Below are 24,403 nucleotides of genomic sequence, written 5' to 3'. Positions count from 1 at the left end.
AATCAATGTGATGGTAATCACAGAAAGCATAATTTTATTAAAGTAAACGCCGGGAATGACGATTGTAGTAAAACATATAGAAATAGGGACAAAAGAATGAATATTTCCTCAATGGTTTCTTCTGGAATTGAAAATCTTAAGATCAGTAGGAAACTATTACTAAGTTATATGTTGCTTATAATAATAACATTTTTTATATATGCAATTGCAAGTCATGGCCTAGAATCCATCAGTAATAATAACGTCAGACAAAACAAAACAACAGAGATTTCAAAGCTTTTAGATAACTTAAAGCTTTATAATGTAAATTTCAGATATACTAAAAGCATTGAATATGCTGAACTCCAGAAAAAAGGGCTCGATACCTTAATTGAGCAAGTAAGGCTGCTTGAAGTCGACAACAGAGATAATGTTGGCAGTAAAATAAACCAACAATTAAATATTGCCTCGGCAGAATATAAAAAAATCTCTGATGATTTTGTAGGTTCAATTGAAACGGGAAGAGCTATTGAACTGAGTTTGCAAAAATCTGCAATTTTTAATGTCGGAGAACAATTAACTAATAAAAGCAGGAGTGCAGGTTTTGATGTTGGTCTGGGAGAGTTTTCATCATACATAAATCTTAAATTAAAAGACTTAAGATTCAGAATAGCGGATCTCGTTGCAAGTAAAAATGAAGAATCTTTCATTAAAATTGAAAACATTTTGAAAGATATTATCAAAGAATCCGATAATTACAATTCTGCTAGTATGAATTCATCACAAGAATTAATTGCGGAACTTAAAAAAAATGCTGATGCAATGATAGGCAATACTCAGGAATTTAGGAAAAACTCAATTCAACAAAATGAGTTATTTGAGAAACTTAATCAGGGTTCCAACGAAACATATGCTGCCATGGAATTACTGTTAAAACATCAAAACATGCAAACCAAAAATGTTATAGGTAACGCTAAAACTATCATGCTGGTTGCGTCGGTTTCCGGCATTATTATTGCATTATGCATTGCTTACTTTATGACAAGACATATTTCAAAACCTCTCAATGAGACACTTCATATCTCAAGTCGAATTGCCTCTGGTGATTTATCCGCATCTGTTAAATCTACAAGAAAAGACGAGTTTGGGAAATTATTAACCTCTATAGGTATAATGAATGATCGGCTAAAACACATAATAGATGAAGTGAAAGTTGGCGTGGATAATGTATCTAGAGCTTCTGCAGAAATTTCTTTAGGAAATTCAGACCTTTCTATCCGCACAGACCAACAATCATCTGCGTTAGTGCAAACCAATAATAACATCAAGCAACTTTCTGATGCTATGAAAAATAATGCGCAAAATGCAGAGTATGCAAGTATTCGAACTAATGCCGCCTCGGCTAACGCAGAAAATGGAGGGCTAATTGTTAAGAATGTGATTATAAAAATGAAAACGATCTCAGAAAACTCTTCAAAAATTTCCGATATCACTAATGTAATTAATGGAATCGCCTTCCAGACTAATATTCTTGCACTTAACGCAGCTGTCGAAGCGGCCCGTGCAGGAGAACATGGGAAAGGGTTTGCTGTAGTCGCCGGAGAAGTAAGAACTCTTGCTCAACGTAGCGCTATAGCAGCCAAAGAAATCGAAAATTTATTAAGCGATGCGGTAATTAATATAAAAGACGGGGTTTCTCTGGTTACGCAATCAGGGGAGACTATGGAACAAATTGTTTCTTCCGTACACCAAGTTAATCTGATTATAGAAGATATTGCTAGGGTATCAGAGAAACAAAGCAAATGGCTGTCTGATGTGCATGATGCAGTCTCAAAGATGGACATTACAACAAAACAGAATGCGAGCCTAGTTAAAGAATCTGCTATTGCATCCACATCCCTTGCTGAGCAAGCCCGACAACTAAACACTTTGATCTCAGTATTTAGTTAAATTTACTCTGGTTTGTGGCATTATCCAACATAGATAAAGCCACAAGCCTACCATTAATAAAAAAACCTTTCTGTGTTAGCATGGTTAAGAATACGATGTTGCTGATTAAATAAATTAGTTAGTACTTTATAGCTTGCTTCAAGCAGGATCAGAATATACTGGTTACTATCATATATTTACCTATCAACCTTTAGTTTCTTCGACCATATATAATGCAAGCTAATTATTATTAAAGGTGGATTATTGCTGTGCGTACGGCTTTACGTATGATCAGCAATCATGCCGGTTTAATTTTCTTTTTGGTCGCTTTAAGGCAATTTCCGGAAAAACTCGTTTATTGGTAACTGGCGACCATACAGGTAACCTTGCATGAAGGTTATGTTATTTTTCCGCAAATAAGCTGACTGCGCTTCAGTCTCTACACCTTCTGCAACTGTTTTGAGCTTCAGCCTGCGGGCAAGATCAATTATATTATCAATGATATGGGATGATAGAGCGTCACTTCCAACCATGCTAACGAAACTTCTGTCAATTTTTAGAACATCTACTTGGAATTTTTGAAGATAGCTTAGACTGGAGTTACCGGTGCCGAAGTCATCTATAGCAATGAGCACGCCCAGTTTATGTAGATCAGTAATCACACTGGCCGTAACGCCATCAATCACAAGAAGCTCTCGTTCTGTTAATTCCAGTACCAGAATTACAGGACTATCGCTAAATGCCAACAGGAAATTACGACAGTCATCTACCAAGCTAAGCTCTTTAAAGTGCGGGTAATGACTCAAAATTATTGATAGTGTTTTATGTTCAGATAATGCCCGATGACTTTGTCATGCAGCTCCACCGATTTTGAGAACGACAGCGACTTCCGTCCCAGCCGTGCCAGGTGCTGCCTCAGATTCAGGTTATGCCGCTCAATTCGCTGCGTATATCGCTTGCTGATTACGTGCAGCTTTCCCTTCAGGCGGGATTCATACAGCGGCCAGCCATCCGTCATCCATATCACCACGTCAAAGGGTGACAGCAGGCTCATAAGACGCTCCAGCGTCGCCATAGTGCGTTCACCGAATACGTGCGCAACAACCGTCTTCCGGAGCCTGTCATACGCGTAAAACAGCCAGCGCTGGCGCGATTTAGCCCCGACGTATCCCCACTGTTCGTCCATTTCCGCGCAGACGATGACGTCACTGCCCGGCTGTATGCGCGAGGTTACCGACTGCGGCCTGAGTTTTTTAAGTGACGTAAAATCGTGTTGAGGCCAACGCCCATAATGCGGGCGGTTGCCCGGCATCCAACGCCATTCATGGCAATATCAATGATTTTCTGGTGCGTACCGGGTTGAGAGGCGGTGTAAGTGAACTGTAGCTGCCATGTTTTACGGCAGTGAGAGCAGAGATAGCGCTGATGTCCGGCAGTGCTTTTGCCGTTACGCACCACCCCGTCAGTAGCTGAACAGGAGGGACAGCTGATAGAAACAGAAGCCACTGGAGCACCTCAAAAACACCATCATACACTAAATCAGTAAGTTGGCAGCATCACCCATTTTTAGACTGTAAAAGCCACGCCGTGATGGTGGCTGCCGACAGGCTGGTCACCTGCGATGAAATAGCCAGGGCGCACAGGCGTCTCATCGCCTGGCCGGATTTAGCAAAAGCAGGCTGACCCGGATCCGACAAGGACCGGGGCATACCCTGAAAATAAGGCTTTTCACAAGGTAGTTCTGAAAGAGAACTGCTCATGGAAGCCGAAGATGAAGACGATTTTTTGCGGGTAGATATAGCCATATGGGGTTGCCCAGACAGAAATAATGAGCCTGTCTCTCAGCGAGACCCGAAGTAAAGCCGCCGGTCCGGCAACGCCGTGTCCGGCTGCAGAATATGCCAGTGTTCTGAAGAGGAAATTAAAATTCTCCTGATACGAATATCGCAGATACGTCATTCTGAAGGTTCCTCTTGTTAAACTCCGCTGATGAAGGTTCAGTCACAGTTCTGGAGAGGTTAAACATAAATTAACTCCGGAAACCTATATACTTATACCGGGCAACGTATCTGTAAATCCTAACCCTCCATTCAGGATAAAAAATGGCAGATGAACTGAAATTATTAAACAACATCCGCAGCTTGAGGGTCGCAACCCGTGATTTTCCCCTGGCCTTTCTGGAGATGGTGCTGCAAAAAGTCAGACTCGTGATCAGTGAACGTCGGGAACAGGAGCTGTCCCGGAAAAAAGTGCAGGATGAGCATAATGAGAGAGTGGAAAAGCTACGTCTTCTGCTGCTTGAAAAAGGAATCGATCCGGCAGAACTGGTTACCAGTACAGCAGACGATGAAAAGCCTGTAAAAGCGCGACCTCCCCGTACGCCCAGATATAAATATCGGAGTGAAAATGGCAAAACCAGAACCTGGACTGGCCAGGGACGTATGCCTAAGGCCATTGCGGAACAACTGGCTGCAGGCAAGTCGCTGGATGATTTTTTGATTTGACCAGCAGTTAATAAATCGTACTTTCCCGGTGTCGCTGTAAAAGCGGCTGAGATATACCTGCATGTCCTAGGCATGAATCAGCTATTCCCGCATGTCACTGGGGCAAAATGCGATGGGTACCAATTTGTCCTGACAGATATCCGGACTGTATACCGGCCGATATAAGATATGATTTTAAAATTCCTGTAAAAAGTACCTTAGCGACTTTACATGTATTACCTTAGGCGGAGTTATGGAGGATCCCCGCACCCCGGGCTCTTTATACCCTGCCTTAATAAATCTGAGCAGCGCTTAAAGCTATGCCTGTTACTGCCTGGCGTCAACAGTATGCTTACCGGGAGCCGGAACAACACAGCCAGTAAAATAAGTTTTGCAAGTAAAAAGACAGAAATAAAAGGAGTATCAAAAAGTGCCAGTACCAGACATCTGAATGGTACTGGCCAAAACCTTACTTTTCTTATTAGCAGCAAACTATAACAATTCACATCAGGGGGATGCCAGCCCCTTTTTTTCAGGTTGACACTACGTGACTGAAAAGAAGCTATATTTCTACAATTAAGAAACATCTTAAATAATAACGGGACGTTCAGTGACAATGAGCCTCACGGGAGGCAGCTACGACAGAGGAATTCCGGTTTACAGGGGAGCTGAATATGGCGGCAGGCATTATGCCAGACATACTATGTGCCGTATTCGTAAAGTGACAGTTTATCCACGAACATATAGCCTCCCTTCCTGTTCATCCCGGAATACCGTTCACCGCGGTACCAGGCCGGCAGAAATACCGACCGGCTCTATGCCTGCCTGAGACCTCTTAAGGTTGGTTTATGGACTGTATGCGTCTCCTTCCTAGTGATGGACGCATATGAAAATTAAACAATTCTTCCACAGCACGCTGGAGTATGTGCGTTTCATCCGTATATGTGGGGCAACACCCGTGCTGTGAAGCGAAGGACTCATCAATCTCATTTTTCAGTTGCATACGAACGCTGTCATCCAGCCGCATGAGAAGGGCAGCCACAACCAGATTCAGTGCTTCAGTCTGAATAATCACTTCCTTTTCAGATTCATGCTGCTCCGCAATAATATCAACCAGCTCCGCCAGTAATGCCTTCATCTTCATTTTCCTGTGCAAGACAACATGAAATCACTCTATACCATATTTTATTCATGCCGGTCGGACCACTAATTCTCATCGTTGGACCTGTAAAAAAATATGCGTTCCATTCCATTTTCTGGCAGAAAGAATACAGCGGCTGTACCGGATTTATAAGCCGGGTCACACTTCCCAGCATGGTTTATGCTTATCAGGACCATGACTGTTACTGAATTAAATCCCACGGAGGATCGCATGCTAACTCAAGAGCAGAAACAACTGGTTGAAGATACCGTTCCGGTACTGAAAGAAAATGGCGTTGCGTTAACGGATTATTTTTATAAGCGCATGCTACGGAATAATCCTGATTTACAGGAAGTATTTAATATGGGGCATCAGCGCAGCGGTGCACAGGCGAAAGCGCTGGCAGGCGCGGTGCTGGCCTATGCCGAGAATATCGACGATCCCGGGGTACTGGCCCCGGTCATTGAACTGATTTGCCACAAACATGTCAGCCTGAATATTAAAGCCCCCGATTACGGTATTGTCGGTGAAAATTTACTCCATTCAATCAGCGAAGTGCTTTCCGTACCTATGGACAGCCCGCTCATCGGGGCTTGGGGGGCCGCTTATAAGGATTTGGCCGACATATTTATCGGAGCCGAGAAAAGGCTTTATGATGAGCGCCGTAACACGCCCGGCAGCTGGCTGGGCTGGCGCGCCTTTACCGTCAGCAGGAAAGTAAAGGAAAGCGAAGAAATCACGTCTTTTTATCTGAAGCCTGAAGACGGACAGGCCCTGCCCGATTACAGGCCGGGACAGTACGTGACACTACGCGTTCTTGTCCCTGAACTGGGCCTGAAGCAGCCCCGGCAGTACAGCTTATCCGCCAGGCCGGGAGCAGATTACCTACGTATCTCCGTGAAACGTGAAGATCCTCGTGCGGAAGGACAGGATCCGGGCTATGTCTCATCAACCCTCCACAATGCCGTCAGTGAAGGCGACACGGTGGAATTGAGCGCGCCGGCGGGCAACTTCTTTTTATTAAATCCTGAAGTGGACAATGTGCTTATCAGTGCCGGCGTCGGCCTGACGCCCATGATGTCCATGACCCACCATTTGCTGGCAGAAATAGCCGATCCGAATACCGTGCTAAAAGCGGACCACACAGAACAGACGCAGGACAGGAAGCAGATATTTTTCCTTCATGCGGCCCGCAGCTCCGATGTTCATGCCCTGCGTCAGGAACTGGCGGCACTCTCTGAGCAGAACAGCAATCTGCATATCTTTATCGCCTATGAACAGGTGAAGGAAACTGAGGTGCCCGGGGAAGATTACCATGTGCAGGGCCGGCTCGATCTCAGCGCGGTACCGGCGAAATATCTGCCGGCAGACGCCGACTATTACCTGTGCGGTCCGGTTCCGTTTATGCATGAACAGTACCGTTCCCTGCTGGCGCTGGGCATTGCGAAAGAGCGCATCCACAGTGAGGCCTTTGGCACGGGAGGTGTGGGTATCTGACCTGAGATGCAATAAATTGCGGGGGCAAGCTGCCCCCTTCGTGACCAGCAGTGATGCCCGCCAGAATGTTTGACATCCCATATTATCCGCGACGGAACCACCGCTTACAGGGACCTGTTAACTCCCCTTGTATCTGAACCTTTCTGTAACGAAGTATAAGCCTTTCTATCTTCTCCGACTGCGGCCAAAGATCCGACTCTTGGGGTTTTCGGATCTCAGGAGAAATAAGAAGAGAACTGAGGATAGGTTTGGCATATCCATATCCATATGCCGTACATCTGCATATCCAGACCCTATACATATGCCTCACATCTGCATATACTATACCTATCCAATGGTAGGTGGTGTTTTTTAATTCGCCTGTGCTTTTCACAGGCCATGCCCGAAGTATCGGGCAAATGACTTGATGGGGTGTAACGTAATGAGAACCGTATCCATTTTTAAAAATGGCAACAACCGCGCCATCCGTCTGCCCCGCGATCTGGATTTTGAGGGGGTGAGCGAGCTGGAGATCGTCCGGGAAGGGGACAGCATCATCCTGCGCCCCGTCCGGCCGACCTGGGGCTCGTTCGCGCAGCTCGAGAAGGCCGACCCGGACTTTATGGCGGAGCGCGAGGACGTTGTCACCGACGAAGGACGATTTGACCTGTGAACAAAACCTATATGCTGGACACCTGTATCTGCTCGTTCATCATGCGCGAGCAGCCGGAAGCCGTACTGAAGCGCCTGGAGCAGGCGGTGCTGCGAAACCAGCGCATCGTGATCTCGGCCATTACCTATTCCGAGATGCGCTTTGGCGCCACCGGTCCGAAGTCCTCGCCGCGCCACATCGAGCTGGTTGACGCGTTTTGCGCCCGCCTCGATGCCATCCTGCCCTGGGACAGCGCCGCGGTGGATGCGACCACGGACATAAAGGTGGCGCTGCGCCTCGCAGGGACGCCGATCGGCCCGAACGACACGGCGATCGCCGGGCATGCCATTGCCGCCGGCGCCGTGCTGGTGACGAATAATGTGCGGGAGTTTGAGCGGGTGCCGGGCCTGGTGCTGGAAGACTGGGTGATGCTGCCAACTTACTGATTTAGTGTATGATGGTGTTTTTGAGGTGCTCCAGTGGCTTCTGTTTCTATCAGCTGTCCCTCCTGTTCAGCTACTGACGGGGTGGTGCGTAACGGCAAAAGCACTGCCGGACATCAGCGCTATCTCTGCTCTCACTGCCGTAAAACATGGCAGCTACAGTTCACTTACACCGCCTCTCAACCCGGTACGCACCAGAAAATCATTGATATTGCCATGAATGGCGTTGGATGCCGGGCAACCGCCCGCATTATGGGCGTTGGCCTCAACACGATTTTACGTCACTTAAAAAACTCAGGCCGCAGTCGGTAACCTCGCGCATACAGCCGGGCAGTGACGTCATCGTCTGCGCGGAAATGGACGAACAGTGGGGATACGTCGGGGCTAAATCGCGCCAGCGCTGGCTGTTTTACGCGTATGACAGGCTCCGGAAGACGGTTGTTGCGCACGTATTCGGTGAACGCACTATGGCGACGCTGGGGCGTCTTATGAGCCTGCTGTCACCCTTTGACGTGGTGATATGGATGACGGATGGCTGGCCGCTGTATGAATCCCGCCTGAAGGGAAAGCTGCACGTAATCAGCAAGCGATATACGCAGCGAATTGAGCGGCATAACCTGAATCTGAGGCAGCACCTGGCACGGCTGGGACGGAAGTCGCTGTCGTTCTCAAAATCGGTGGAGCTGCATGACAAAGTCATCGGGCATTATCTGAACATAAAACACTATCAATAAGTTGGAGTCATTACCTATCTTCTTGATCCCTGCACTTTGCCTGTAAGTAAATGAATGATAACGAATGAAAACACCGTTGATGCCCGGATGGTAAAGGGATTCTGCATTTATTTCGATGGGTGAAACAATTCCCCGATCGTGGGTTTGTGACTATGATCTCTGTTTGTTGGGCTACGTTAATAATATTGTCCCGATATTAACGGCATTTGGCCCAATCGCTTTCTGAGATATTTTATTGATTGTGTTTATTGTGTTGTGGTTATTATTTTTGAGGTGAGTTATTTAAATAAAAATAATCTGCGTAACAGGAAAGGTGAAAAAGAGATATTGCTAATGAAAAGCAATAAACGGCTGACTGGCAGCCAGCCGTTTTACAGGTTCTGCGAATTTAAGGGTGTTTGTGGAACGCAGGCATCAGCGCTTTGTTATGCTCGATAACTTCCGCCAGCGCCTTTTCAAGCACCTGGCCGCTGTTGATTAAGGGGTTAATGACCAGCGCGCGCCACGCCGTGTGGCGATCGCCGGTAATAGCCGCTTCGATCGTCAGCGCCTCAAAGCTCTTCATCAGCTGGATCAGGCGCAGCGTATCCTCCGGGAAAGGTTCGACGTTCAGCGGAATAGGTCCAGAGCGGGTGATCAGGGAACTCACCTCAACGGCACAGTCATCCGGCAGGCCGGCGATGGTGCCGTTATTGCGCGTGTTAACGTGCATAATGATACGTTTATCGTTGTAGATCGCACTCATCAGTTCACATGCTGCATCTGAGTAATACTGACCGCCACGTCCCTCCAGCGCCTTCGGTTTCTCAGCCAGCTCGGGGTTACGGTAGATATCGAAGAGCTGTTTTTCCAGGGCTTTCACCACTTCGCCACGGGTTCCTTCGCCCTGCGCCTCGCCCAACTCCTGGCGATACATATCGTCGCTCATATAGTAGTAGCGCAGATAAGGGCAGGGGATCATGCCCAGGTTTTCCAGCAAACCCTCCGGCCATTTGAAAGGGGGAATATTACGTGGGATCAGCGGGTCGTTGCCTGCGGAAATGTTCTGGATCACCTGGGTCAGTTTATCGCGGCCTTCATGCCAGATATGACGCGCGAAAATAAAGTGGTTAAGCCCGGCTACCTGGAGAATAAAGTCATTGACGTCATTGACCCCCAGTAAACTCGCAATCCCTTTTTGCATGATGACCGGCACATTACACAGCCCTACCGTCCGTACCTTACTGTGTTTAAGAATGGCTTCGGTGACCATTCCTGAGGGATTTGTGAAATTAAGCAACCAGGCGTCGGGACAGAGCCGCTCCATTTCGGCCGCAATTTCCAGGGCGACAGGAATGGTGCGGCACGCATTAGCGAACCCGCCCAGTCCGTTGGTCTCCTGGCCAATCATGTCGTATTTCAGTGAAATACGCTCGTCGCTGATACGCGCGTCCAGGCAACCGGCCCGGAACTGGGAGCAGACAAAATCGGCATCCTTCAGAGCTTCCTGACGATTCAGCGTCTCAAAAACCGGAATATCCAGACCATTTTTTTCCAGCATTCGTCGGGTGAGGCCAGCGATAATAGCCATCTTCTCCCGACCCTCTTCGATATCCACCAGCCACAACTCGCGGACCGGAAATTCATGCTGTCGCTTGATGATGCCTTCCATTAACTCCGGGGTGTAACTCGAACCGGCACCGATAACCACGATTTTTAGATCTTTCACCTTCGTGCTCCTTTTTATGATGTATTTGTCATCACGATTAAAAGGCAGCGAGCACGGCTGGACAAACGATCGTTTCAGGGGTATGCATTAGCTCATTTAATGCATAAAGGCTACCGGATGGAGATTATCACTATGTTAGCTCAGGAAAATCTGCTGGCGCTATTGCATACCTTTGAAATAGCCGCGCATCATCTCAGCTTTACGCGGGCCGCGAAAACGCTCAACCTGACCCAGGGCGCAGTGAGCCAACGTATACGGCATCTCGAAACCCTGCTGGGGTTCAGGCTGTTTCTCCGCCTGACCCGCAAGTTGCAGCTTACCGATGAAGGGGGGCGACTGTTGAACGTCCTGTCCATGTCCCTTAAGCGCATTAATGATGAAATCGAAGATATCCGCGTCCAGGGGTTGCGCGGCACACTCTCTGTGGGGCTTCCCCCCACGTTTGCTTTCCTGTGGCTGATCCCGCGTTTAGCCGAATTCCGGGCGCGGTGGCCTGGGCTGAATATTAATTTCCGGGTCAGGGCAGGGCTGGTGGATTTCAATCTGGAACGGGTAGATGCTGCGATTTACTACAGCAATCTCCGCTATCCGGATCTCTATTGTGAGCGCCTGGCCGACGAGGCGCTGGTTCCTGTGTGTTCGCCGGCGTTAAAAAATAGCCTCCTGGCTAACGGTGACTGGCCTGCGGATATCCCCTTCATCCATGCTTCTGAGTCAGTGGATTCGCAGGACGTCTTTTCAGAGTGGCGCGAATGGTGTCAGGTCACAAACCAGCCCCTGCCGGTGGAAGAGAATTTTATGAGCTTCAACAATTGTCAGATGGCGATTGAGGCGGCGGTCAGCGGATGCGGGGTGGCGATGGGCAGAAAGCGGCTGATTAAGAAGTACGTTGCCGCGGGCGATCTGGTTATGCCCTTTGAACAGGAAATTCCAGCCGGGCATGGATATGATCTCATTATGCCGCGTGAAAACCTGAACCGACCGGGGATTGTGGCCTTCAGCCAGTGGGTGAAAGAGATCCTGCGTGAAGGGTCAAACTGACGCCTGCCGGAACGCCCGGGCTGGCATTACTTTACAAATTGCCGCTTGCCCGCTGGCGAGTCGCTCACTATTCTCATTGCCCATGACTATCCTGACGGGTCCGACTCAACATAAAAACAGGCAACTTAAAGCGGTCGCGCTTCTGGTGGTTGCCTGTTTTGTCATGCTGATCTGTCTGACCCAGCGGGCCAGTATCCTGCATCACATGCAGGTTAAAGCCGCCGCGCTCTCTTTGACTGCTGACACCAGCCCGCAGGAACTTACGTCGCCAGGGTTGTCACCCTGTGAGCTGAGCGCCCACTCGCTGCTTAGTACGCAGCCCCTCCATTTCGATACCATTCTGCTCTTACCCGGTCTGCTGGTTCTTGTTTTAGCGGTGCTGCTTAAAATCAGCGTCTTGCCGAGACCGGTGATCTTTTTCCGACCCCCCTTACTTCGAATACATCTTAAGAACTGCGTTTTCCGTGAATGACTGAACCGGACGTTCCTGTTTAGTCACTTTTTCACGGAGAAAACATATGAAAACCTTTTTCAGGAGCCTGTGGTTCCTGTTATTCAGCCTGTCTGCGGCCTCAGCCGCGGTACCGGGCTGGCCGATAAAGCCTGACAATTTACATGCTCAGGTTCATGTCTGGCATGATGCGCCCGCAGAGGGGAAAGTTCGTCTGCTGCTGGACGTAACCCCCAATGAAGGGTGGAAAACCTACTGGCGAACGCCCGGCGATGGCGGCTTTCGGCCCGCGATCGCATGGGAGCAGCAGACAAAAACGCAGTGGCACTGGCCCCGGCCCGTCCGGTTTGATTCTGCTGGCTTCAGTTCCGTCGGCTACGATCGCCGCGTCGTGTTTCCGCTAGACGTTGCCATCGATGAGCGCCAGCGATTGCGCGGGAAACTGACGCTTTCGCTGTGCAGCAATCTCTGCGTGGTCAATACCTTCCCGCTGGATATCGACCTGGCCTCCGGTCCGTCAGCGCACTTTGCCGAGGCCTGGGACAACGCGATGCGCGCGGTTCCGCCAGATAACGGCCCGGTGGCGGTTAAATCTGTCGTCGCGGACAATGACACGCTGATTGTCAAACTGACCACCCCGGAAGGCTGGTCGCAGCCCGATCTCTTTGCTGATAACCCGGCCGGGGCGAACCTGTCGCCACCGCAGACAGAGATCCTCGGTGACACGCTGACCGCCCGGTTTAGCGTCAGCGATAAGCAGGGCAACCCGCTGGATGCGTCCCGGCTACAGCAGCTCCCTCTGTTGATCAGCAATGGTGCGCAGAGCCAGCAGCTCAGGGTCGATATCAGCCCGTCCACCACGCTATGGCAGATCGTGGTTGTGGCGTTAGCGGGCGGGCTTATTCTGAACCTGATGCCCTGTGTCCTGCCTGTACTCGGGATCAAACTCGCTTCGCTGATGACCCTGGCTGAGAGTAGCCGCCGTCAGACGCGGCTGCGTTTTCTGGCAACCGCGGCCGGGATCATCTTCTCGTTTCTGGTGCTGGCGGCAGTCATCACCGGCCTGCGGCTGTCCGGTGCCTGGATTGGCTGGGGCTTCCAGTTCCAGAGCCCCTGGTTCATTGCCACCATGGTGCTGGTGACGTGGATCTTCTGTTTCAGCCTGGCAGGCCTGCTTGAGATCCGCCTCCCTTCAGGGCTTTCCACCCGGCTGGCTACCGCCGGTGGTAACGGCATCGGGGGGAGTTTCCTTGAAGGCGCCTTTGCGACCCTGCTTGCCACACCCTGCACGGCACCTTTCCTTGGTACTGCCGTGACCTTCGCGTTAGCCGCGCCCGTGCATCAGCTGTGGCTTATCTTCCTGGTGCTGGGTGTAGGGATGAGTCTTCCCTGGCTGGTAATCAGCATCGCCCCCGGCGTGGCGCGCTGGTTGCCTAAACCCGGCCCCTGGATGGCAAAACTGCGCCTGGTGCTGGTGCTCCTGATGCTGGGATCCTGTCTCTGGCTGATGTCGCTGCTGGTGAAAGAGTGGGGCGCACGCTATGTGCTGATCGTCGGCGGTTTGATGGTGGCGTTTTTCCTTTTCCGCTGCGCGCAGGCCATGCCGAACCACAAAGAGAATCTGCGCAGCCTGGTGTTTGGCGTGCTGTTTGGCGCGGGACTGTATGCTTTTCTGGCTCCCCAGCCCCAGGGGAAGGCCGACTCCCCTCTGAACTGGCAACCGCTCAGTGAAGCGGCGCTCAGTGAGGCGCTGGATGCCAGAAAGCGCGTGCTGGTGGATATTACCGCCGACTGGTGTCTGAACTGCCGGGTTAATGAAGTCCTGGTGCTTCATCGCCCTGAGGTTATTGCTGCCTTAAACCGCGACGACGTTGTGCTGTTGCAGGGAAACTGGAGTCAGCCCTCTGCTGAAATCGAGCAGTTCCTGCGCCGCTACGGCGCCAGCGGCATTCCTTTTAACGCCATTTTTGGCCCTGCCATTCCGCAGGGGCATGTCCTGCCTTCCCTTTTGAGCAAAGACGCGCTGTTGACCACGCTGACGAGGGCGAATCCGGCCCCGTCTCCTGATTTTACTGAGGAAAAATAATGAACAAGATCCTGACACTGTTAATTCTGCTGCTTAGCGCTACCGCTCAGGCGCAGACCGCTGACCTGCCCGAACCTGTTAAACAAATGGAGAAGCAGGGCATTGAAATTATTAAGCCGTTCAGCGCCCCCGGAGGCGTGGAAGGGTGGTTGGGTAAATATCAGGATATGGGCGTAACGCTCTACCTTACCCCGGATAAAAAGCATGTGGTTTCAGGCTATATGTATGATACGCAAGGCAATAACCTGAGCGAGAAAATCATCAATGATGAGATTTATATTCCCGCCGGGCGCGAAATGTGGAAGCAGCTCACCGCCGCGCCGGGGATTTCAGAAGGCAGCGCGGACGCGAAGTGCCAGGTGGTGGTCTTTTCCGATCCCTTCTGCCCCTACTGCAACAAGTTCTGGCATCAGGCTCAACCTTTTATCAAAGATAAAAGTATCAGCACCAAAACGCTGCTGGTTGGCGTGATCCGCCCGGACAGCGCGCAGTATGCGGCGGCAATCCTCTCCGCGAAGGATCCGGCTAAAGCCTGGCATGACCTTGAGAGTAGCGACGGAAAGATTAAACCGGCGCTGCAAGGCAACACGCCGCCCGCCGTGTTTAAGCAGATACAGCAGAATCAGCAGCTTATGGAGCAGACAGGGGCCAGCGGTACGCCTGCCATTTATTACCTGAATAAGGCGCGGGCTTTGCAACAAATCATCGGCTTGCCTGATGCTGAACAAATGGCCGATCTGGTGGCCTGTAAATAAACCTCTCTCTCCCTACCCCTGTCCGCACCTTGCGAAAGGTCGCGGACAGGCGGCGAAGTATGTTATTGGTACAGGGCTCTGCTGTCCTTTATATCCCTTTTTTGTCTGCGAGGTTTCCGTGTCTGCGGTTCGTATTGTGGTCCTGGCTTTTGAAGGAGTCAGTCTGTTTCAGCTTTCTGTACCTGCCGTTGCCTTCGGCGTTGTGAATAAGCCCGCAGGTTTCCCGGCCTATGATGTGCAGTACTGCGCGCAGTCCCCGGGGCTAATCATCAGCGATCAAGGGCTACCAATTAGCGTTTCATCCGGTCTGGAGGCGATGGAGGAGGCCGATATTATCGTGGTTCCGGCCTGGAAAGATCCGGAAGAAGAGGTGCCAGACGACATCATTGAGGCGCTGCAAACCGCCAATGCGCAGGGGAAACCGATAGTCGGGTTTTGCCTGGGGGCATTTGTCCTTGGCGCTGCCGGGTTGCTTGCCGGGCGGGAGGCGACGACCCACTGGGTTGCCCGGGAGATTTTTGCCCGCCGTTTTCCTGACGCGAAGTTCCGACCGGATGTGCTGTATGTGACGGATGGCAATATTGTGACCTCCGCTGGCACCGTTGCGGCGTTTGATTGCTGCCTTGAGATGATCCGCCAGCAGCATGGCTCCGATATGGCTAACCGGATCGCCCGCCAGCTGGTCACGCCGCCGCACCGACAGGGCGGGCAGGCCCAGTATATTGAACAACCGGTTCCGCAACTGCCCTGCGTCGGACGCCTGGTTGAAGTACTGGAGTGGGCCCGGGAACATCTGTCTGAACCCTTAACCCTCGATACGCTGGCGGGCGTGGCGAAAATGAGCCGCCGTACATTTACCCGTCGCTTTCGCGACACAACCGGCACGACCGTCACCAAATGGTTAAATGCCGAGCGCGTGGCGCGTGCCCAGCAGCTGCTGGAAATCACCGAACTGCCGGTAGAGTGCATTGCTTCTGAGGTGGGATTTGGGACACCGATGTCTTTACGTCTGCAGTTTACGGCGCATCTGGGCACCTCGCCTTCAGAATACCGGCGTACCTTCTGTCAGCGGCGCGGTACACAGGCCTGAACATATCCCAGCGATTGGCCCAATAGTTTTTAATATTGTCATTCAGGTCAATTGTGCCCTGACGTTATTCTCCGCAAAATTTGTCTCCTCTGCGCTACGTCATCCAGACGTAGCCGCCTTCGCATTTTGAGGAACGACAGTGTGAATCAGGTCATTTTTGGTACGCGCCGGGGCGGGGCTCCGGTTCCACTTTCCGTGCTGGACTTCGCTATGGCGGGAAAAGGGGTAACGGCGCATGAGGCGCTGTCGGGGAGCATCCGGCTTGCCCGTCTGGCTGATAAGCGTGGTTTTACCCGTTACTGGCTTGCGGAGCACCACGCTATGCCTGGCGTTACTACCCCTTCGCCGCCGTTATTGCTGGCGCGGTTAATTGGTGAAACGACCCATATCCGGCTTGGCGCGGGTGGGATGATGTTACCTAACTTTCCGCCGCTGGTGGTGGCTGAACAGTTCGGATTGCTGGCCTCCCTTGCGCCGGGGCGTATTGATCTGGGCGTCGGTCGTGCCCCGGGAACCGATATGGCCACCGCGTCGGCGTTGCGGCGCGGTGACGTGGGAGCAGACAGTTTCCCGAAACAACTTGATGAGTTAATGCACTTCCTGAAAGGCGATTTCCCGAAAGGGCATCCGTGGCAAAAGGCAGGCGTGTATGCCGTTCCCGGCCCGCTGCAGGATAAAGAAAATGGGGTGCCAGGCGCGTATCAGCGTCCCCCCGTCTGGCTGCTGGGTTCGTCCGACTATTCTGCCCGGCTGGCGGCGCAAATGGGGTATCCGTTTGCGTTTGCTGCGCATCTGGCCGATCAGAACGTCATGATGGCCATCAAGGTCTATCGGCAGAACTTCCGTCCTTCTGCAAATCTTGACCGGCCTTATGTTATTGCCAGTTTTGGCGTGATGGCAGCGGATGATGAGAGTGAAGCCCGGCGTCAGGCATGGGCCTATTCCCACGCGATGATGCGCATGAGCACAGGCCGCTCATTTATCGTCCCAACGCCGCAGGAAGCCGAAAACTACGGTTATTCTTCGGGAGAGTTGCAGCTGATTAAAATGTGGAATGCCAAAATCATGAGCGGCACCGGTAACCAGGTGGTTGACCAGCTGGCCGTCTGGCAACAGCGCATTGATGCTGATGAAATTATGCTACTGAATCTGGGGCACTCTCAGGAGGCAATTTATCGCTCGACGGAACTGATTGCAGATGTCTATGAAATGCCCGTCAACCTTTAACCACACCTATTAAAAAGCGTCCCTGAAAAGGGACGCTGGCACGGGATTATGCAGACAGATAGTCTGATGTTGACTGGACTTTGCCATAGCCAAACTCAAATGCGGCCATCATCGCAGCATGAACCTGGGCCGCCGGTACAGTGACTCCGCCAAAAGACAGGTCAAGGGTGGCGCAGGCATCATGCAGGACGGTAACCGGGTAGCCCATATCTGCCGCCGCCCGCACGCAGGCATCCACACACATATGGCTCATCGCCCCCACGATAATCACCTCTTCAACGCCTTTCGCATCCAGCTGCGCTTTTAAGTCAGTGTCCCGGAAGGCGTTGACGAAATTCTTCACGATCACCGCTTCATCCGCTGCGGGCTTAACGGTTGGCTGGATCTCCACACCCTCAGTCCCGGGAACAAACACCGGTGCTTCGCCATGAGCGAACTCATGACGAATATGGAAGACGGGGATCTCTTTTGAACGTGCGTCAGCAATAGCAAGCGCTGCGTTATGCGCTGCCGCCTCGATGCCGGTCAGGGGTAATTTACCGCCTGGCAGATATTCGTTTTGCAGATCGATGACGATTAAACCGCGTTGTTTCATTATCTCATTCCTGTTTTATGGCTCATTGAAGCACAAGTTTGACAGCGAAAGGGATGGGGCTGAAGTGGCGTAAACGACATAATAAGGGGTGATATCGCCATTTTATGCCATCTGTTCCTTTGCCTGGCTGGCGCTAAAGCGACGGCGATATTCTCCGGGGGTGAGCCCGACAATGCGGGTGAAAATCTTACGCAGGGCGCCGGGATCGCTGTAGCCCACTTCCCACGCGATGCGATCAAATGAATCGCTGCTGAACTGCAAAAGCTCCTGCGCCCGGCCAACGCGCAGGTGCTGACAATATTCCGTGCTGGTCATCCCGGTTGCCTTCTGAAAGCGGCGCAGAAATGTACGCTCTTCTAATCCCGCCTGCGCCGCCAGGCTCGACAGGGTGGCATCTTTTGCCTGCGTTGCCTGGAGCCAGTGTTGCACCTTAAGGACCGCCGCGTCGCCATGGGTCAGACGCGGCGAGAAGACGCTGTAATAGCGTTGCTCGCGCCCGGGTGGATCGACAAGCAGCATGCGCGCGGTGTCGATCATCACGGTCGGACCGAGCAGCCGATGCACTAACCGCAAGCCGAGGTCTGTCCAGGACATAAGCCCGCCCGCGGTGATGATCTCGCCGTCATCAATAATGAGCTGATTCACATCGACCTCTATGTCGGGAAAACGCTGGCTCAGTAAATCGGCATAGGCCCAGTGCGTGGTCATTTTCCGCCCGTTCATTAACCCCGTTGATGCCAGGACAAACGCGCCAGCGCATACGGAACTCAGGATAACCCCCTGATTGTGCAGACCGGTAAGCCATGGCGTTAACGCCGGCGTCGTGCCAATGATGGCAGGCTCGCGTAAGGTCGGCGGGACGATTATCGCGGAGGGTAACGTCGGGTCGGCTTCAGGTTCCGTATCAAAAACGCGCACAGGAAGGTCTTTCGGGCCAGGCTGCTGCCAGTGTGTCACTCTCAGCAGGTTCGCTTTATTTGCCTGATATTTTTGGGAAAACATGTTGGCCACGCCAAAGAGATCGTTCAGCCCAAGCACGGCAGCCTGCTGAACCCCGGGGTAAAGATACAAACCAATTTCCAGCATAGTTACCTTCGCGAGATGTCGTTTTTGCCATTTAGAGTGTCGTTTCCGACGCTTGTTACCTTAGCACTGCACAGACATACTGAGCAAAGATTCAGGTAACTAATTAAACAATCCGGCGTGCAAATTACGATAGAAGGCAAGGTTGCGCACTAAATCCGCGTCGGTACCGCTTTCGTTGAATCAGCGGGCAGCGCCTTGATTTATCCTTAAATTCATGGATACTGTATAAATATACAGTTAAATGGATTTGATACTATGCCGTTTATCTTTCCGCGCGTTACCGCGCCTGTTAAAGCGCGCAAATAATCATGTTTGCGCTTGTCGACGTGAATAGCTTCTATGCCTCCTGCGAAACTGTTTTTCGCCCGGACCTGAAGGGGCGCCCGGTGGTGGTGCTGTCGAATAACGATGGCTGCGTCATCGCCCGCAGCGCCGAAGCGAAAGGGCTGGTGACAATGGGGGCGCCTTATTTCAAACAGAGAGAGATTTTCCGCCGCCACGGCATTGTCACCTTCAGCAGTAACTACGAACTTTACGCCGATATGAGCCTCCGGGTGATGACCACCCTGGAAGAGATCACCCCGCGAGTCGAGATCTACTCGATTGATGAAGCCTTTTGCGATCTCACCGGGGTCAGCAACTGCCTCAACCTGGAGGCCTTTGGCCGCGAAATTCGACATACCGTTGAGAAACGTACGCACCTCACCGTCGGGGTCGGTATTGCGCCTACCAAAACGCTCGCCAAACTGGCGAATTTCGCAGCGAAAAAATGGCAGCGGCAGACCGGGGGCGTGCTCGATTTATCCAGCATCGCACGGCAACGTAAACTGATGGCGGCGCTGCCCGTCGAAGAGGTGTGGGGCGTCGGGCGGCGATTGAGTAAAAGACTCGATGCGATGGGAATTAAAACGGTGCTGGATCTGGCTGACACCCATACCGCCGTTATCCGCAAACATTTCAGCGTGGTGCTGGAGCGCACCGTGCGGGAACTGCGCGGCGAGTCCTGCCTGGGATTTGAAGAATTTGTACCGGACAAGCAGGAAATTATGTGCTCCCGCTCGTTCGGCGAGCGGATCAGCGATTATGAGTCGATGCGCCAGGCTATCTGCAGCTATGCCGCCCGTGCCGCCGAAAAACTGCGGGCCGAGCATCAGTACTGCCGGTTTATTTCCGCCTTCGTGAAGACCTCGCCGTTCGCGCTGAACGAGCCTTACTATGGCAACAGCGCCTCAGTCAAACTGCTGACGCCCACCGAAGACAGCCGGGATATTATTAACGCGGCAACGCGCTGTCTGGACGCCATCTGGAAAGAGGGGCTGCGCTATCAGAAAGCCGGGGTCATGCTGGGGGATTTTTTCAGCCTTGGCGTCGCTCAGCTCAATCTGTTTGATGAAAATCCTCCCCGGCGCAACAGCGCAGAGCTGATGGCAGTCATCGATGAACTGAATAAAAAAGAAGGGCGCGGAACCCTCTGGTTTGCGGGGCAGGGCATCGAACAGCAATGGCAAATGAAAAGAGAGATGCTATCTCCCCGATATACCACGCGTTTTTCTGATTTATTGCGGGTGAGATAATTCGTTATCGCTAAAATAATATGGAGAGTGAAAAGAAATATATGCGAAACGGGGTGTTTTTATACGATATATCCCTGGTCGATTGATATTTACGTTATGGTGGTCGTTCTATTCACCTGCCCGGAGGGGCTATTCCCAACCTAAAATTTGAGTGCCCGGTTTGCACAAGTAAGCGATTTCGTTTTACCACGTTTAGTCCAGCGCAAACCCAACCTCATGGTGCTGTTTGTTCCGTCTGTGGAACCCGACTCACTACCCACTCATGCGTGCCACTCCCGAAAAGGAGACGCTGGCCAAAACAGGTTGTTTAAGTGTAAAGCGGGGGCCTGATTCAGGCCCTCCTGGATATTATTTTGCCGCTTCGCTTACGACATTTTTTATATTTTTTGGGTGTTAGTAAGTTCCAGAAATAATAGCTGTCAATGCCATTGACGTTATTTTACACCTCACCGATGTTCTCAATTAATTCTGGCCCCTGGTTTCTTATATTCCCCACCGCCCGGGTCACGGCATGCCAGTGGAACTGGTCTGCGGGGACGGCTCCCGTCTGCGCGATCTCTTCTGCCTCTTGCCCGCTCACCGTTTCGCGCAGCCATTCCCGCGCCGCCTCTGGCGTTAACACCAGTGGGCGCCGATCGTGGATATCCACCAGCCCTTTATCCGCCGCGGCGGTAACGATCAGAAATCCTTCAGCCTCATCCCCGCGTTCAAACGGCGTACTGCCGATGGCCGCCATAAAAATAGGTTGCCCGTCGGCGCGATAGAGAAAGTAAGGCTGCTTTTTATCCCCCTCTTTTTTCCACTCGAACCAGCCGTCGGCAAAGACAATTGCCCGGCCATGGTGCCACAGCGGTTTAAACATCCGGCTGCTGGCGGCGGTCTCCTGCCGGGCATTGATCAGCGGTGGCTTGTCCCACCAGCCGGGGGCGTAACCCCAGAAGACGGGGTCGAGATGCAACTGGTCCTCGCGCTCGCTGAGCAGTAAGACTTTGGTGCCGGGCGCGACGTTATAGCGCCCGATAGGTTCCGGATCGTAGGGGATGTTGCAATCCGCTTCATCGGCAAGAAAGGCAAGGTACTCTTCCCGGGTCTGGGCCTGGGCGAAACGTCCACACATAGTCACCTCCGAAGGTTTGCTTAAGTATAGGATAGGGGGCATAGCTGAAGGGCTTCGGGCAGGTTTCACTTGTGAGATACGATATGACAGGAAAAATAATACTTACCATGCTGGCGTTTGCCGCGAACTCCGTCCTGTGCAGGGTGGCGCTGACCAGCGGATACATCGATCCGGCGACCTTCAGCGATGTGCGGATCGTCAGCGGGGCCCTGTTCCTGGTTATTCTGATGAGCGTCAGAAAAAAACCGGCATCGAAAATACATTATGACTGGCGCAGCGGCCTGGCCCTGACGCTGTATGTCCTGGCGATGTCCTGGTCCTATCTCCGGATCGATACCGGAACCGGGGCGCTGTTGCTGTTCGGCACCGTTCAGACGGCAATGGTTATCTATGGCTGGCGGCAGGGAGAAAAGGTCGGTGTACTGAAGGGGGCGGGGCTGTTTCTGGCGGTGGCAGGAACGGTGCTGCTTCTGCTCCCCGGCGCGCATGCCCCGGAACCGACCAGTGCGCTGATGATGATCGGCTCCGGGCTGGCCTGGGCCTACTACTCGGTGAAAGGGAAAAGCATGCCGGAGGCGATACCGGCAACGACGGGGAATTTTATACTGGCCGTGCCTTTCACCCTCATTCTCTCTCTTTTGCCGTCGGTGGAACGATTTGCCAGCGCGCCCGGACTGTTGTTAGCCATGACGTCCGGGGCGCTGGCCTCAGGCGCGGCCTATGCCCTGTGGTATACGCTGCTGCCGAGGATGAAAGCTATGACCGCCAGCACGGTTCAGCTGAGTGTTCCTTGCCTTGCCACCCTGGGTGGCGTGGCACTGCTGGGCGAAACATTCAGCCTGCGCATGTTGCTGTCGATGTGCGCCGTGCTGCTCGGCATCCTGATGGTTATCCGGGCGGGCCGCGCCTGAGGATATTATTTCTTCTCCCGTTGATGCTCGCTGATCGCCTGCGCCGCGCAGATCAGCGCGAGATGGCTCAGGCCCTGGGGCATGTTGCCGACCCACTCGCCGGTTCGGGTATCAAACATCTCATTGAAGGTTTCCACGTTGCCGCGGTGGCACAGCGTCTTAAGTATTTCATCCATGCTCTCTGCGGCAGCCGCCGGTTCGCCCATCGATGCCCAGGCCTCTGCCAGCCAGAATGAGCAGGCAATGAAGGTGCTTTCCTCCTGCTCAACGCCGCTGTAGCGATAGACCATCGCGCTGTTATGGCCCAGCTGCTGGTGGATAGCCTGATAGGTCAGCTTCATGCGTTTCGGGTTCACCTTCACGCCGTAGCGTGAAACCAGCGCCAGCGAGGCGTCCAGTTGCCCGCCGTCGCCAACGTAGAAGCAGTAGGACTGATGGGCTTCAGACCAGCAGTGCTTTTCCACCCAGTCGCGGATCCGGTCCCGCTCGCGTTCCCAGCGCGCCTTCCAGGTAGGTTCGATATGGCTGTGCTCCGCCAGCACCACGGCGCAGTCCAGCGCCAGCCAGCAGGACATTTTGGAGTGGGTGTAATGGCGCTCTTCCGGCAGCTCCCAGATCCCCGAGTCCTTCATGCGCCAGCGGTCGGCACACTGATTGGCAAGGTGTCCGAGGAAGCGCGAGGTGCCCGTATCCAGAATATGGCCCGCTTCGACAAACAGTTTTGCCACCCCAAGCATATCGGCATACATGCTCAGCTGGCGCTGGTTGCGGGCATTATTACCTACCCGTACCGGCTGCGAATCCCGGTAGCCCTGGAGTTCTGCATACCGCTCTTCCGGGACCAGCTCGCCTTCGAGGGTGTAGCAGGCCTGCATTTCCGGGCCGTGCCTGATGATGGTTTTCGACAGCCAGGAAAAGGCCGCTTTACACTCTTCGAGGGTACCCAGATAGGTAAAGGCTTTGATAATCAGGCAGGCATCTCTCACCCAGGCAAAGCGGTAGTCGTAATTTTTCTTTCCACCGATCCCTTCCGGCAGGGAGGTGGTCGCGGCCGCGGCCAGCGCGCCGGTTGGCGAATACCAGAGGAACTTCAGCGCCAGCGCGGAGCGAATGACGTGATCTTTATAGAGGCCATCATATTTAAGCCCCTGGACCCAGTCCTGCCAGGCGGTATGGCTGGTTTCGATGCGGTTATCAATCGCCTGAATGTCCGGCACGGCCAGCGGTTCACTCTGGGTCACGAGCAGCGCGACAACCTCCCGGCTGCCCTTTTTAAGGGTGATCTCCGCTTCGATCTCTTCGTCATCAGCATGCGTAATGACGACGTTTTCACTGGTGTGCAGCATCGCCATCAGGTCGCCGATATGGTAAACGCTGCCCTTAAAGGTATCCGATCGCCAGGGCGATCGCGTTTCGACCATCGTCCCAAACCGCAAATGGAGCCTGAAAGGCACGGTGCCGCGCACGCCCTCAAGCCGCCGCGCCAGCTCACTCCAGGGCAGACGCCCCGCCAGCGTGCTGTTAATCGATTCGGTTAACAGCACCGTGCCGTCCTCCGTCTCAAAGCGGGTTTCCAGCACATTGCTGTCCTCGCGATAGGCGCGGGAGACGGTATAGTCAACCGCGGGCGTCAGGCTGAAAAAACCGCCGATGGTTGGGTCAAGCAGCCGATCGAAAAGGGGCGGGGAATCAAGATTGGGCGCGCTCCACCAGTCAATCGAGCCATCCGGGGCGATGAGCGCAACGGAGCGGCCCTCGCCGATCGCGGCATAATCTCCCAGACCAATGAACCCTTCCTCGCGTAAAGGCATTGTGTATTTAGCATTTTTCAAATGAGTCATCCCTTTAGTCTGGCGCAGCAGGCCGCGTTATCGTCACCTTGTGGTGGTGCATATAAAGCCTGGCATAATGTGATGAATATCGCG

The 24,403-nt window shown here is 52.7% G+C and carries 23 protein-coding genes; 14 read left to right on the top strand and 9 right to left on the bottom strand.

From position 1 onward, the window contains the following. Positions 1 to 96: 96 nt before the first annotated feature. Complete coding sequence (locus ES815_RS21395) at positions 97 to 1,929, top strand: methyl-accepting chemotaxis protein (RefSeq protein WP_142489626.1); 1,833 nt, start codon at positions 97 to 99, stop codon at positions 1,927 to 1,929. 308 nt (positions 1,930 to 2,237) lie between these two features. Here ES815_RS21395 and ES815_RS21390 read toward each other — a convergent pair whose 3' ends face one another. The 3 genes from ES815_RS21390 to ES815_RS21380 all read right to left on the bottom strand — a co-directional run bounded on the left by ES815_RS21390 (position 2,238) and on the right by ES815_RS21380 (position 3,867). Continuing rightward, complete coding sequence (locus ES815_RS21390) at positions 2,238 to 2,681, bottom strand: EAL domain-containing protein (RefSeq protein WP_233212313.1); 444 nt, start codon at positions 2,679 to 2,681, stop codon at positions 2,238 to 2,240. Positions 2,682 to 2,716: 35 nt separating this feature from the next. Beyond that, positions 2,717 to 3,414, bottom strand: a protein-coding gene (locus tag ES815_RS21385; protein WP_260609641.1) for an IS1-like element IS1A family transposase whose coding sequence is annotated in 2 segments (ribosomal slippage) — positions 2,717 to 3,165 and positions 3,165 to 3,414 — 699 coding nt in all. Because the reading frame shifts where the segments join, the coding sequence is not laid out codon by codon here. A 222-nt stretch (positions 3,415 to 3,636) separates the two neighbouring features. Further along, positions 3,637 to 3,867 carry a hypothetical protein gene (locus ES815_RS21380; protein ID WP_142489625.1) on the bottom strand — a complete coding sequence of 77 codons (231 nt, stop codon included), beginning with the start codon at positions 3,865 to 3,867 and terminating at the stop codon, positions 3,637 to 3,639. 143 nt (positions 3,868 to 4,010) lie between these two features. Here ES815_RS21380 and ES815_RS21375 point away from each other — a divergent pair, with 143 nt between their 5' ends. Next, positions 4,011 to 4,412, top strand: coding sequence for an H-NS family nucleoid-associated regulatory protein (locus ES815_RS21375; protein WP_142489624.1), 402 nt, complete (start codon positions 4,011 to 4,013; stop codon positions 4,410 to 4,412). A gap of 814 nt (positions 4,413 to 5,226) precedes the next feature. On the opposite strand, the gene ES815_RS21370 is transcribed toward ES815_RS21375, so the two are convergent. Further along, positions 5,227 to 5,529: a sigma-S stabilization anti-adapter protein IraP gene (locus ES815_RS21370; RefSeq protein WP_185902359.1), complete on the bottom strand. Its 303-nt coding sequence runs from the start codon at positions 5,527 to 5,529 to the stop codon at positions 5,227 to 5,229. Between the two features lie 234 nt (positions 5,530 to 5,763). Between ES815_RS21370 and hmpA the strand changes: the two genes are divergently transcribed. The 4 genes from hmpA to ES815_RS21350 all read left to right on the top strand — a co-directional run bounded on the left by hmpA (position 5,764) and on the right by ES815_RS21350 (position 8,837). Further along, on the top strand, positions 5,764 to 7,029 hold the full coding sequence (gene hmpA / locus ES815_RS21365; RefSeq protein ID WP_142489622.1) for an NO-inducible flavohemoprotein: 1,266 nt from the start codon (positions 5,764 to 5,766) through the stop codon (positions 7,027 to 7,029). Positions 7,030 to 7,450: 421 nt separating this feature from the next. Then, positions 7,451 to 7,681, top strand: a complete 231-nt coding sequence (gene vapB / locus ES815_RS21360) for a type II toxin-antitoxin system VapB family antitoxin (protein ID WP_039032651.1) — start codon at positions 7,451 to 7,453, stop codon at positions 7,679 to 7,681. Further along, positions 7,678 to 8,106 (top strand): type II toxin-antitoxin system VapC family toxin, encoded by a 429-nt coding sequence (locus ES815_RS21355; RefSeq protein WP_142489621.1) that lies wholly within the window; start codon positions 7,678 to 7,680, stop codon positions 8,104 to 8,106. The genes vapB and ES815_RS21355 overlap by 4 nt, the downstream gene beginning before the upstream one ends. 33 nt (positions 8,107 to 8,139) lie before the next feature. After that, positions 8,140 to 8,837, top strand: a protein-coding gene (locus ES815_RS21350; RefSeq protein ID WP_231600413.1) for an IS1-like element IS1A family transposase whose coding sequence is annotated in 2 segments (ribosomal slippage) — positions 8,140 to 8,389 and positions 8,389 to 8,837 — 699 coding nt in all. Because the reading frame shifts where the segments join, the coding sequence is not laid out codon by codon here. A gap of 388 nt (positions 8,838 to 9,225) precedes the next feature. Here the strand turns inward: ES815_RS21350 and ES815_RS21345 are convergent. Continuing rightward, positions 9,226 to 10,545 (bottom strand): 6-phospho-beta-glucosidase, encoded by a 1,320-nt coding sequence (locus ES815_RS21345; protein WP_142489620.1) that lies wholly within the window; start codon positions 10,543 to 10,545, stop codon positions 9,226 to 9,228. A 132-nt stretch (positions 10,546 to 10,677) separates the two neighbouring features. Here ES815_RS21345 and ES815_RS21340 point away from each other — a divergent pair, with 132 nt between their 5' ends. The 6 genes from ES815_RS21340 to ES815_RS21315 all read left to right on the top strand — a co-directional run bounded on the left by ES815_RS21340 (position 10,678) and on the right by ES815_RS21315 (position 17,195). Further along, on the top strand, positions 10,678 to 11,586 hold the full coding sequence (locus ES815_RS21340; protein ID WP_142489619.1) for a LysR substrate-binding domain-containing protein: 909 nt from the start codon (positions 10,678 to 10,680) through the stop codon (positions 11,584 to 11,586). After that, positions 11,570 to 12,058 carry a copper-binding protein gene (locus tag ES815_RS21335; protein ID WP_260609640.1) on the top strand — a complete coding sequence of 163 codons (489 nt, stop codon included), beginning with the start codon at positions 11,570 to 11,572 and terminating at the stop codon, positions 12,056 to 12,058. The genes ES815_RS21340 and ES815_RS21335 overlap by 17 nt, the downstream gene beginning before the upstream one ends. A gap of 46 nt (positions 12,059 to 12,104) precedes the next feature. Continuing rightward, on the top strand, positions 12,105 to 14,123 hold the full coding sequence (locus ES815_RS21330) for a protein-disulfide reductase DsbD family protein (protein ID WP_142489618.1): 2,019 nt from the start codon (positions 12,105 to 12,107) through the stop codon (positions 14,121 to 14,123). After that, complete coding sequence (gene dsbG, locus ES815_RS21325) at positions 14,123 to 14,878, top strand: thiol:disulfide interchange protein DsbG (protein WP_142489617.1); 756 nt, start codon at positions 14,123 to 14,125, stop codon at positions 14,876 to 14,878. The genes ES815_RS21330 and dsbG overlap by 1 nt, the downstream gene beginning before the upstream one ends. 118 nt (positions 14,879 to 14,996) lie before the next feature. Further along, positions 14,997 to 15,968 (top strand): GlxA family transcriptional regulator, encoded by a 972-nt coding sequence (locus ES815_RS21320; protein WP_142489616.1) that lies wholly within the window; start codon positions 14,997 to 14,999, stop codon positions 15,966 to 15,968. A gap of 141 nt (positions 15,969 to 16,109) precedes the next feature. Next, a complete protein-coding gene (locus tag ES815_RS21315) occupies positions 16,110 to 17,195 on the top strand; it encodes an LLM class flavin-dependent oxidoreductase (RefSeq protein WP_142489615.1) in 1,086 nt (361 codons plus the stop codon). 46 nt (positions 17,196 to 17,241) lie between these two features. Here ES815_RS21315 and ES815_RS21310 read toward each other — a convergent pair whose 3' ends face one another. Further along, positions 17,242 to 17,790, bottom strand: a complete 549-nt coding sequence (locus ES815_RS21310; protein WP_142489614.1) for a cysteine hydrolase family protein — start codon at positions 17,788 to 17,790, stop codon at positions 17,242 to 17,244. Between the two features lie 102 nt (positions 17,791 to 17,892). Continuing rightward, entirely contained in the window at positions 17,893 to 18,876 is a 984-nt protein-coding gene (locus tag ES815_RS21305) for a GlxA family transcriptional regulator (protein WP_142489613.1), read from the bottom strand. Positions 18,877 to 19,184: 308 nt separating this feature from the next. On the opposite strand from ES815_RS21305, the gene ES815_RS21300 reads away from it, so the two are divergent. After that, positions 19,185 to 20,450 carry a Y-family DNA polymerase gene (locus tag ES815_RS21300; RefSeq protein WP_142489612.1) on the top strand — a complete coding sequence of 422 codons (1,266 nt, stop codon included), beginning with the start codon at positions 19,185 to 19,187 and terminating at the stop codon, positions 20,448 to 20,450. Positions 20,451 to 20,889: 439 nt separating this feature from the next. Here the strand turns inward: ES815_RS21300 and ES815_RS21295 are convergent, their stop codons facing one another. Further along, the gene (locus ES815_RS21295; RefSeq protein ID WP_142489611.1) at positions 20,890 to 21,567 is read right to left on the bottom strand and encodes an SOS response-associated peptidase; all 678 of its coding nucleotides are present in this window, start codon (positions 21,565 to 21,567) and stop codon (positions 20,890 to 20,892) included. A gap of 107 nt (positions 21,568 to 21,674) precedes the next feature. Between ES815_RS21295 and ES815_RS21290 the strand changes: the two genes are divergently transcribed. After that, positions 21,675 to 22,478 (top strand): DMT family transporter, encoded by an 804-nt coding sequence (locus tag ES815_RS21290; protein ID WP_231600392.1) that lies wholly within the window; start codon positions 21,675 to 21,677, stop codon positions 22,476 to 22,478. 5 nt (positions 22,479 to 22,483) lie between these two features. On the opposite strand, the gene ES815_RS21285 is transcribed toward ES815_RS21290, so the two are convergent. Then, entirely contained in the window at positions 22,484 to 24,289 is a 1,806-nt protein-coding gene (locus ES815_RS21285) for a glycoside hydrolase family 15 protein (protein ID WP_231600391.1), read from the bottom strand. Positions 24,290 to 24,403: the final 114 nt, after the last annotated feature.

The organism is Leclercia adecarboxylata, from assembly GCF_006874705.1.
Classification (GTDB): domain Bacteria; phylum Pseudomonadota; class Gammaproteobacteria; order Enterobacterales; family Enterobacteriaceae; genus Enterobacter; species Enterobacter adecarboxylatus_C.
Note: the sequence above shows the minus strand (reverse complement) of the source record. Positions and strands in the feature narration are given on the sequence as shown.